9 protein-coding genes, 1 tRNA gene, 1 other RNA gene and 2 pseudogenes are annotated in these 8,653 nt (G+C 40.2%); 2 read left to right on the top strand and 11 right to left on the bottom strand.

Going from position 1 to position 8,653, the window contains the following annotated elements; all coding sequences use genetic code 11:
- Positions 1 to 120: 120 nt before the first annotated feature.
- The 10 genes from HT721_RS09630 to comW all read right to left on the bottom strand — a co-directional run bounded on the left by HT721_RS09630 (position 121) and on the right by comW (position 7,587).
- Positions 121 to 1,089: a ribose-phosphate diphosphokinase gene (locus HT721_RS09630; protein ID WP_000010158.1), complete on the bottom strand. Its 969-nt coding sequence runs from the start codon at positions 1,087 to 1,089 to the stop codon at positions 121 to 123.
- A gap of 145 nt (positions 1,090 to 1,234) precedes the next feature.
- A complete protein-coding gene (locus HT721_RS09625) occupies positions 1,235 to 2,050 on the bottom strand; it encodes a PrsW family glutamic-type intramembrane protease (RefSeq protein ID WP_173213472.1) in 816 nt (271 codons plus the stop codon).
- A gap of 24 nt (positions 2,051 to 2,074) precedes the next feature.
- Entirely contained in the window at positions 2,075 to 2,572 is a 498-nt protein-coding gene (locus HT721_RS09620) for a carbonic anhydrase (protein WP_004237611.1), read from the bottom strand.
- A 72-nt stretch (positions 2,573 to 2,644) separates the two neighbouring features.
- On the bottom strand, positions 2,645 to 4,009 hold the full coding sequence (gene radA / locus HT721_RS09615) for a DNA repair protein RadA (RefSeq protein ID WP_135783528.1): 1,365 nt from the start codon (positions 4,007 to 4,009) through the stop codon (positions 2,645 to 2,647).
- A gap of 10 nt (positions 4,010 to 4,019) precedes the next feature.
- Positions 4,020 to 4,577 carry a histidine phosphatase family protein gene (locus tag HT721_RS09610; RefSeq protein ID WP_173213473.1) on the bottom strand — a complete coding sequence of 186 codons (558 nt, stop codon included), beginning with the start codon at positions 4,575 to 4,577 and terminating at the stop codon, positions 4,020 to 4,022.
- On the bottom strand, positions 4,537 to 4,980 hold the full coding sequence (locus HT721_RS09605; protein WP_173213474.1) for a dUTP diphosphatase: 444 nt from the start codon (positions 4,978 to 4,980) through the stop codon (positions 4,537 to 4,539). Before HT721_RS09605 ends, HT721_RS09610 begins: the two co-directional genes overlap by 41 nt.
- A 56-nt stretch (positions 4,981 to 5,036) precedes the next feature.
- An RNA gene (gene ffs / locus HT721_RS09600) (signal recognition particle sRNA small type) lies at positions 5,037 to 5,134 on the bottom strand.
- Positions 5,135 to 5,166: 32 nt separating this feature from the next.
- Positions 5,167 to 5,634: a tRNA adenosine(34) deaminase TadA gene (tadA, locus tag HT721_RS09595; RefSeq protein WP_173213475.1), complete on the bottom strand. Its 468-nt coding sequence runs from the start codon at positions 5,632 to 5,634 to the stop codon at positions 5,167 to 5,169.
- A gap of 199 nt (positions 5,635 to 5,833) precedes the next feature.
- A complete protein-coding gene (locus HT721_RS09590) occupies positions 5,834 to 7,120 on the bottom strand; it encodes an adenylosuccinate synthase (protein WP_173213477.1) in 1,287 nt (428 codons plus the stop codon).
- Between the two features lie 230 nt (positions 7,121 to 7,350).
- On the bottom strand, positions 7,351 to 7,587 hold the full coding sequence (gene comW / locus HT721_RS09585; RefSeq protein ID WP_173213476.1) for a sigma(X)-activator ComW: 237 nt from the start codon (positions 7,585 to 7,587) through the stop codon (positions 7,351 to 7,353).
- 238 nt (positions 7,588 to 7,825) lie between these two features.
- Between comW and HT721_RS09580 the strand changes: the two are divergent.
- A pseudogene (locus tag HT721_RS09580) lies at positions 7,826 to 8,069 on the top strand (transposase); the annotation flags it as partial.
- 173 nt (positions 8,070 to 8,242) lie between these two features.
- Positions 8,243 to 8,479, top strand: a pseudogene (locus tag HT721_RS09575) (transposase family protein); the annotation flags it as partial.
- A gap of 76 nt (positions 8,480 to 8,555) precedes the next feature.
- Here HT721_RS09575 and HT721_RS09570 read toward each other — a convergent pair.
- Positions 8,556 to 8,629: transfer RNA gene (locus HT721_RS09570), tRNA-Asn, on the bottom strand.
- Positions 8,630 to 8,653: the final 24 nt, after the last annotated feature.

Raw genomic sequence — 8,653 nt, 5'->3', positions numbered from 1 at the left:
TGACGTGGTTTGAATTTGATTTTCGAAGAGTATTAAATCTAGGTTTACTAGATTCACTGCTTCTATTTATTTATTCGCAAAAGAGACGAAAAAACCTGAGAATTATCTCAGGCTTGGTCATTAAATCTTTTTCTCAATACTGAAAAGTGGAGAGAGTGGGCGTTTTTCATGGATACGTACAATAGCATCTCCTAGTAGATGAGCAATCGAAATCTGTTCAATCTTATCAATCAAACGCTCTTCTGGCAGATAGATGGTATCCAAAACAACCAATTTCTTGATAGCTGATTTTTGGATATTGTCCATAGCAGGACCAGAAAGAACTGGGTGCGTACAGCTTGCATAGACTTCAACAGCACCAGCTTCCGCAAGAGCATCTGCCGCATGACAAATCGTTCCAGCGGTATCAATCATATCATCAATCAAGATACAAGTCTTGCCTTCGACCTTACCGATGATGTTCATGACTTCACTAGTATTCATCTTATCAACGCTACGACGTTTATCAATAATAGCGATAGATGTTTTCAAAAATTCTGCCAACTTTCGAGCACGAGTCACCCCTCCATGGTCTGGGCTGACAACCACATAGTCAGAGCCAACCATGCCGCGACGCTCAAAATAATCCGCAATCAGAGGAGCACCCATCAAGTGATCCACAGGAATATCAAAGAATCCTTGAATCTGCGCAGCATGCAAGTCGATGGTCAATAAACGATCTACCCCAGCTACTTCAAGCATATTTGCAACAAGTTTTGAAGTGATTGGCTCACGCGCTCTCGCCTTTCTATCCTGACGTGCATACCCATAGTAAGGCATGACAACATTGACAGATTCTGCACTCGCACGCTTCAAAGCATCCACCATAATCAAAATTTCAAGCAGATTGTCATTTACAGGCGAACTAGTTGATTGTAGGATAAAGACGTGTTTCCCACGGATTGATTCTTCGATGTTGACCTGAATCTCTCCATCTGAAAATTGGCGAACACTTGATTTCCCCAACTCTATCCCAATCTCCTGCGCCACACGTTCTGCCAATTCTTTATTAGAAGAAAGGGCAAACAGCTTTAAATCAGAAAAAGACATGATTTCCTCCGGTATATATGTATCGCTTGTGCTTTTCACAAGATTTTTCCATCTACCATTGTAGCGCTTTTTACACTATTTTTCAATCAAAAATAAAAGAAGGGCACCATATTTGTACCCTTGCATCATTCTTTTGAAAAATATTCTAGTTCATTATCTCATCGTTCTTCTCAACAAAGCGATAAGCCTGATAAAAACCATAGAGAGTAATAGCCGTAACCACTGGAATCGCTAAAGGCAACTCTGTCTCTAATTCTACAAAAGGAGAGTTAAATAAGAAGTGAGTTCCCAAGGATAAACCTAAGAAAATAAGGCCCTGTTTCTTGCCAGCCTTCTGCCCTTTATAGGCTCTGTAAAGCAAGTAAACACCTACTACAGCTAGACCTGAAAAAGTCCAGTGAGAGGCAATTCCTGAGATGATACGCTCTAAAATTCGCGAAATAGTAAAGTCAAAGCCCTCTGGCAAATCCGTACGAATGTAGCCAATATCTTCAATCATTTGAAATCCCAAACCAGAAGCAATCCCAAGTAAAAACAAAGATTTTAATTTTCGCACAGGAATTAAAGCCAAAACAAAAACCAGTGGCAATAATTTCAAGGGCTCTTCTACCAAAGGAGCCACAATAGCACTTTCAAAGGCATTTAAAAATGCACTATCTGGGAAAAGAACGCCCAGTAAATCATGGATATAGGTATTCGCAAAGCTAGACAACCAGCCTGCAAGGAACATCCCACCCAATAAAGACAGAATCAAGGCATTCTTTGGCAATTCCCATTTTTTCCCAATACGGAAAAGGAAATAAAGAGCCGGAATCATGTAAAAGAGAGCTAGAAAGATAGAAACTCCCATTAGGCCATATTCCGCAGCTGACATCGAACCATCCGTATAGTAGATAGTTTCATACTGCAAACCAATACATAGCAATAAGATAAAAATAAATAAAATACTGTTTTTCTTCATACACTTTCTTTCTAAATGAATTTTTTACAATTCTACGACTGTCATACTTCCTGTATCCACATCGTAAATGGCACCAGAGATTATCACATCATCTGGTATTAGGGGAGATTCGATAAGGAGTTGCATATCCTCGCGTACACTCTCCTCTATATCTTGGAAGGGCAAGAAGTCCTGGTCTGACACATCGACACCCAATTCTTCCTTCAAATACTCCTGAAAAGGGCCATTTTCAAAGGTCTGAGCACCACAGTCTGTATGGTGCAATACCACAATCTCTCTTGTCCCCATTTGTTGCTGGGAAATAACTAGCGAACGAATCATGTCCTCAGTCACTCGACCACCTGCATTCCGCAAGATATGAGCATCCCCAAGTGCCAAGCCCAGAGCTTGCGCAACGTGCAAACGTGAGTCCATACAGGTCACAATGGCTACTCTAGTTTTGGGTTTAAGTGGCAGATTTAACTGCCCATGTAGGGCAACATAAGCCTGATTGGCTTGCATAAACTGTTCAAAATACGACACGATTCCCTCCTCGAAAATTTGATAGTCAAATATTTCTCCTATCTTATCATTTTTAAAAGGATTTGTCACGGATTATGCAAAGACCTTTTTCAAAACTTCCTGAATCGTTGTCACCCCAATAACCTGAATTTCCTTAGGCGGAGTGATTCCTGTCAAGGAATTCTTAGGTACATAGATTTTTGTAAAGCCCAGTTTAGCAGCTTCATTGATGCGCTGCTCGATACGATTCACGCGCCGAATCTCTCCAGTCAAGCCCAGTTCGCCTACAAAACATTCCTGAGGATTAGTTGGCTTGTCCTTGTAACTCGAAGCAATAGCAACTGCAACGGCCAAATCAATGGCAGGTTCATCCAATTTAACACCACCAGCAGATTTGAGATAGGCGTCCTGATTTTGCAAGAGAAGACCTGCACGCTTTTCCAAAACAGCCATAATCAAGCTAGCACGATTAAAATCAAGTCCTGTCGTCGTACGCTTGGCATTTCCAAACATGGTCGGTGTTACCAAGGCCTGCACTTCTGCAAGAATAGGACGCGTCCCTTCCATGGTCACAACGATTGATGAGCCAGTCGCTCCATCCAAACGCTCTTCTAGGAAAACTTGACTCGGATTGAGGACTTCAACCAAGCCACCCGACTGCATCTCAAAAATCCCAATCTCATTAGTGGAGCCAAAACGGTTTTTAACCGCTCTCAAAATACGAAAAGTATGGTGGCGCTCTCCTTCAAAATAAAGCACCGTATCCACCATATGCTCTAGCATACGAGGACCAGCCAAGGTTCCTTCCTTGGTCACATGCCCTACGATAAAGATGGCAATGTTATTAGTTTTGGCCAGCTGCATAAGTTCAGCCGTCACCTCACGCACTTGAGAAACAGATCCCTGCACCCCTGAAATCTCAGGAGACATAATAGTCTGAATGGAGTCAATAATAAGGAAGTCTGGTTGGATGCGCTCCACCTCAGCTCGAACACTCTGCATATTGGTCTCTGCATAGAGATAAAACTCGCTATCAATATCTCCCAAGCGTTCCGCTCGCAACTTGATTTGCTGGGCAGACTCCTCCCCACTGACATATAGAACTGTCCCCACTTGGGACAGCTGGGTTGAGACTTGTAGGAGAAGCGTTGATTTCCCAATCCCAGGATCCCCACCGATAAGAACAAGACTTCCCGGTACCACTCCGCCTCCAAGTACACGGTTAAATTCCTCCATCTCCGTCTTGGTTCGATTGACATTGATTGAAGTCACTTCAGCCAGTTTCATGGGCTTGGTTTTCTCACCTGTCAAGGACACACGCGCATTCTTGACCTCGGCAACCTCAACCTCTTCTACAAAAGAAGACCAAGACCCACAGTTAGGGCAACGCCCCAGATATTTAGGGGAATTATACCCACAATTTTGACATACAAATGTCGCTTTTTTCTTTGCGATGATAAACCTCTTTCTATATCTCTAACTCACACTCAATCACTTGGCAAAAATCAATCTTCTCATTTGGTACAAACTGGCGCATGAGCATTCGATGAGCAACAACTACCACAGTCTGATGTTCTCGATACTTAGCCATGCATTCTAGAAAACGAGACTTCATCTCTTCAGCTGTCTCATATTGAATAGGACTATTAGGAAGTAACTCCCCCTTATTTTCTAGGAACATAGTACGAGCTTTTTCAAAATTATCTGTGTCACTTTCATAAACCTGCCATTCATGTAATAAAGGCTCCACTCTCAAAGGAAGTCCAGTAACACAAGCCACATAAGAAGCCGTTTCTAAAGCTCTTGTGATTGCAGAAGATATGATTATTTCAGCTGAAAGGAGTAAAAGATTGGTGCTCAGTTCCTGAGCTTGCTGTCGTCCCTTCTCAGACAAGGGTGCCAAATCTATCCCAAATCCCGTATAAGAACGCTCCTCTAACTCACGGTAATCTGGCTCTCCATGACGTACAAAGATAATTTTCATCCTAGTCCCCTGTCGAACCAAAACCACCTGTCCGTACGCCATCTGCCTCATCTCCATCTGCAATCAAGAAAGGAGCAAAGACAGCCTGGACCACACGTTCCCCAACTTCGAGAATCACTTCTTGGTCTGTGATATTCTTCATCTGCGCAAAAATATGCCCTTCATTCCCAGGATTTCCATAATAATCCCCATCAATGACACCAACCGAGTTAATCAAGACCAAGCCCTTCTTACGAGGGTTTGAAGAACGATCATAAAGGTAAAGAACCTCAGTCGGCTGCATATAAGCCTTAACCCCTGTCGGAACCAAGACAATCTCTCCTGGAGCTATAACTGTACGCACAGCAACCTTTAAGTCATAACCAGCCGCATGCGCTGTCTCACGCTTGGGCAATAAATTCTCATCTGTAAAACTAGAAACCAATTCAAAACCACGAATTTTCATCATCTTCTCTTTTCTATTATCATTTATTCTAGATTATTCTATCTTATTTATTCGGAAAAAGCACGAAAAAAAGAGCACACAATTCAAATCGCTTAGGGCTGCTGGATTCCTCCCCTGACCCGCTTCACGCAGAACTGTTGCTCCACTATTTATTATATCACATTCCTATTCATTTTAAAAGCAAAATTATTTTTTCCGTCTATTTCTAAAAAAGTCCTGCATAATAGCTGCGCATTCATCTTCCAAAATTCCCGTTTCAACCTCCACACGATGATTGAGACGCTCATCTGTCAAAATATCGTACAAACTCCCAGCAGCGCCAAATTTCTGGTTTTTAGCCCCATAGACCACGTTTGGAATACGGGCTAGTCCAATCGCCCCACTACACATGACACAAGGTTCAATGGTCACAAAAAGCGTGCAATCCAGCAAGCGCCAGCTCTCCTCACTCCGGTTCGCATGCTCTATGGCCATAATTTCCGCATGCATAACCGCTCGCTGCAGTTTCTCACGAGCATTATGCCCACGACCAATGATTTCTCCGTCCTTAACAATCACACAACCAATTGGAATTTCATCGTGTTCAAGAGCAATCTCAGCCTCTCTCAAGGCCTCTCTCATGAAGACTTCTTTTTCTTCAACTGTATAATTCATCAATTTCCCTTTTCCTACTTATCGATTTTATTATTATATCATGAATCTCAACACAAAAAAAGCCACCAAATGCGGTGACTCTATAGGGAGATTATTATGAAAAAGAAAAGTTTAGGATATTTGTTACAACAAGTTAGGAGGTCTTCTTGTAACTGTCTATAGTATACCCGACCTATCTTAAACAAATCTTAAAAATCTCTTAGGACCAAACACTTTCTAAAATATTTGTTTGTTCACGACCAGGACCCACTGAGAAAGTAGAAATACGAACGCCAACCAATTCACTCACACGACGAACATAGTTACGCGCATTCTCAGGAAGATCTTCCAAATTACGAACTCCAGTAATATCTTCTGACCAACCTGGCAACTCTTCATAGATAGGCTTGCAACGTTTCAATTGCTCAAGACTAGCTGGATAGTAGTCAATACGTTGACCATCAAGATCATAGGCCACACAGATTTTCACTGTATCTAAACCACTCAAAACATCGATAGAGTTCAATGAAAGGTTAGTGATACCAGAAACACGACGGCTATGACGCATGACAACTGAGTCAAACCAACCCACACGACGTGGACGACCAGTTGTTGTACCATATTCATGACCCACTTCACGGATACGTTCTCCCACTTCATCAAACAACTCAGTTGGGAAAGGACCGTCTCCTACACGACTCGTATAGGCTTTACATACACCTACAACCTTATCAATCTTACTTGGACCAACACCAGAACCAATGGTGACACCACCAGCCACAGGGTTTGATGACGTAACAAATGGATAGGTCCCTTGGTCAATATCGAGCATGACACCTTGTGCACCTTCAAAAAGCACACGTTTACCGTTATCAAGCGCATCATTCAAAATAACAGATGTATCTGTCACATACTTCTTGATTTGTTGACCATATTCGTAATACTCTTCAAAAATATCATCGAAAGCAATCGCTTTACTGTCATACAATTTTTCAAAAAGACGATTCTTTTCAGCAAGGTTACGTTCTAAACGCTCACGGAAAATATCTTTATCCAAAAGATCGGCGATACGAATCCCAACACGAGCAGCCTTGTCCATATAAGCTGGACCAATTCCCTTAATTGTAGTACCAATCTTATTGTCGCCCTTAGCTTCTTCTTGCAGACGATCCAACTCGATATGATAAGGCAAAATGACATGCGCGCGATCAGAAATACGCAAGTTATCAGTTGTCACACCCTCCTCATGAAGATAGCTCAACTCTTTTACAAGAGATTTAGGATTTACAACCATACCATTCCCAATAACAGAGATTTTTTCAGGGAAGAAAATTCCAGATGGAATCAAGTGCAACTTAAATTTCTTACCATCAATGACAATCGTGTGACCAGCATTATCACCACCTTGGTAACGCGCAATCACTTCTGCATTCACTGAAAGGAAGTCTGTAATCTTCCCTTTACCTTCATCACCCCATTGGGTACCTACAACAACAACTGAAGTCATAATCTTGTCTGAGCCCTCAGGCTCTTCCTTTCTCACATACATGGCAGGAATCTCACCCGCAATTATATCTTACAATTTATTATAAGAAAAAATCGCCTTTTTATCAAGAAGAAACAATAGAAAGATTTGCTATTTCCAACTATTAAAAAATGTTTTAGAAAAAATTCCGGCTATTTATCATTATTTTTCCACAAAAAGTTAAATTTGTTCGGAAATTAACTCATATTGTCTCAACAAGCAACAAAACCTTGTTTCATTATCAATTTTTCAAGATACAAACGATAAGCAACACGATAATGGTAAACGATAAAATCCCTACGACACCCAATGCCATATCTAACTAAATAATAAATCAAAAATTTAAAATGAAAATGTTCCCAGTCAAAATTATCACCAAATACAGTACCATACTCTTCTTCAATATTTCTATAAAAATCTGCCATCTGCTCATAAATACTTTTTAGCATAAATATATACTCCTTTTCTTTTTTATAAACTTATTCTAACAAAAAATTTTAAACAGTTATTAACAATTCCTGAATTGTTAAAATACCAACCTCAACAAGATAAAAAATAGGAAAAGTTGACAGAATAGAAACAAATTTACTACCTGAATTAAACTATTGTAAAGACCTTATTAACTGCGTTAAATACTAAAAGAGACTGAGGTAAAAATCTTAAAATAAGAAAAACGCATAGTATCAAATTTTTCAAACTATCTTTAAAACATTTCTCAAAGATAACGAGAAAATTGTCAATGTCCTTAAACTAGCCTATTCTAACGCCAAACTAGAAGTCACTAATAATCCCATCAAACTTATCAAGCGCAACGCCTCTGGTTTTCGGAACTTTGAAAACTTCAAAAAAACGGATTTTCATCGCTCTAAACATCAAAAAAAGAAAGGACGAAATTTGCCCTTTCTCGAGATTAGCTTTTCTGGCTCTATAATATTTGTAGTGGGTAAATCCCCTATGGATATTATGGAGCCTATTTTATTGTAGAAAAAAAGTCCCATATCATCTATAATGAAAAGCGACCAAACCATCATTAGAAAGATTCATATGGAACAATTACATTTTATCACAAAACTACTAGACATTAAAGACCCTAATTTCTAAATTATGGATATTATCAATAGGGGTACACATAAGGAAATTATCGCTAAACTGGACTACGACGCCCCATCTTGCCCTGATTGCGGAAGTTAAATGAAGAAATATGACTTTCAAAAACATTCTAAGATTCCTTACCTCGAAACTACTGGTATGCCTACCAGAATTCTACTTAGAGAGCGTCGTTTTAAGTGCTATCAGTGCTCGAAAATGATGGTGTCTGAAACTTCTATCGTCAAGAAAAATATCTCGCTTCATTAGGTGCGAGATAGATTATTAATTATATAACAAAAAAGAGGTCAAAACCTCCTTTAATTAACTACTCCGCCAGTAGGACTCGAACCTACGACATCATGATTAACAGTCATGCGCTACTACCAACTGAGCTATGGCGGAATAAAGCTAAGCGACTTCCATATC

The organism is Streptococcus sp. 4094 (genome assembly GCF_013277125.1).
Lineage (GTDB): Bacteria > Bacillota > Bacilli > Lactobacillales > Streptococcaceae > Streptococcus.
The sequence above is the reverse complement of the archived record's forward strand: the minus strand, read 5'-3'. Positions and strand labels throughout refer to the sequence as shown.

Excerpts from the sequence above, each read along its gene's own strand:
- HT721_RS09590 (WP_173213477.1), bottom strand. The coding sequence starts at position 7,120 with ATGACTTCAGTTGTTGTTGTAGGTACCCAATGGGGTGATGAAGGTAAA.
- HT721_RS09625 (WP_173213472.1), bottom strand. The coding sequence starts at position 2,050 with ATGAAGAAAAACAGTATTTTATTTATTTTTATCTTATTGCTATGTATT.
- HT721_RS09605 (WP_173213474.1), bottom strand. The coding sequence starts at position 4,980 with ATGAAAATTCGTGGTTTTGAATTGGTTTCTAGTTTTACAGATGAGAAT.
- HT721_RS09610 (WP_173213473.1), bottom strand. The coding sequence starts at position 4,577 with ATGGCGTACGGACAGGTGGTTTTGGTTCGACAGGGGACTAGGATGAAA.
- tadA (WP_173213475.1), bottom strand. The coding sequence starts at position 5,634 with ATGAATTATACAGTTGAAGAAAAAGAAGTCTTCATGAGAGAGGCCTTG.
- HT721_RS09630 (WP_000010158.1), bottom strand. The coding sequence starts at position 1,089 with ATGTCTTTTTCTGATTTAAAGCTGTTTGCCCTTTCTTCTAATAAAGAA.
- comW (WP_173213476.1), bottom strand. The coding sequence starts at position 7,587 with ATGCTAAAAAGTATTTATGAGCAGATGGCAGATTTTTATAGAAATATT.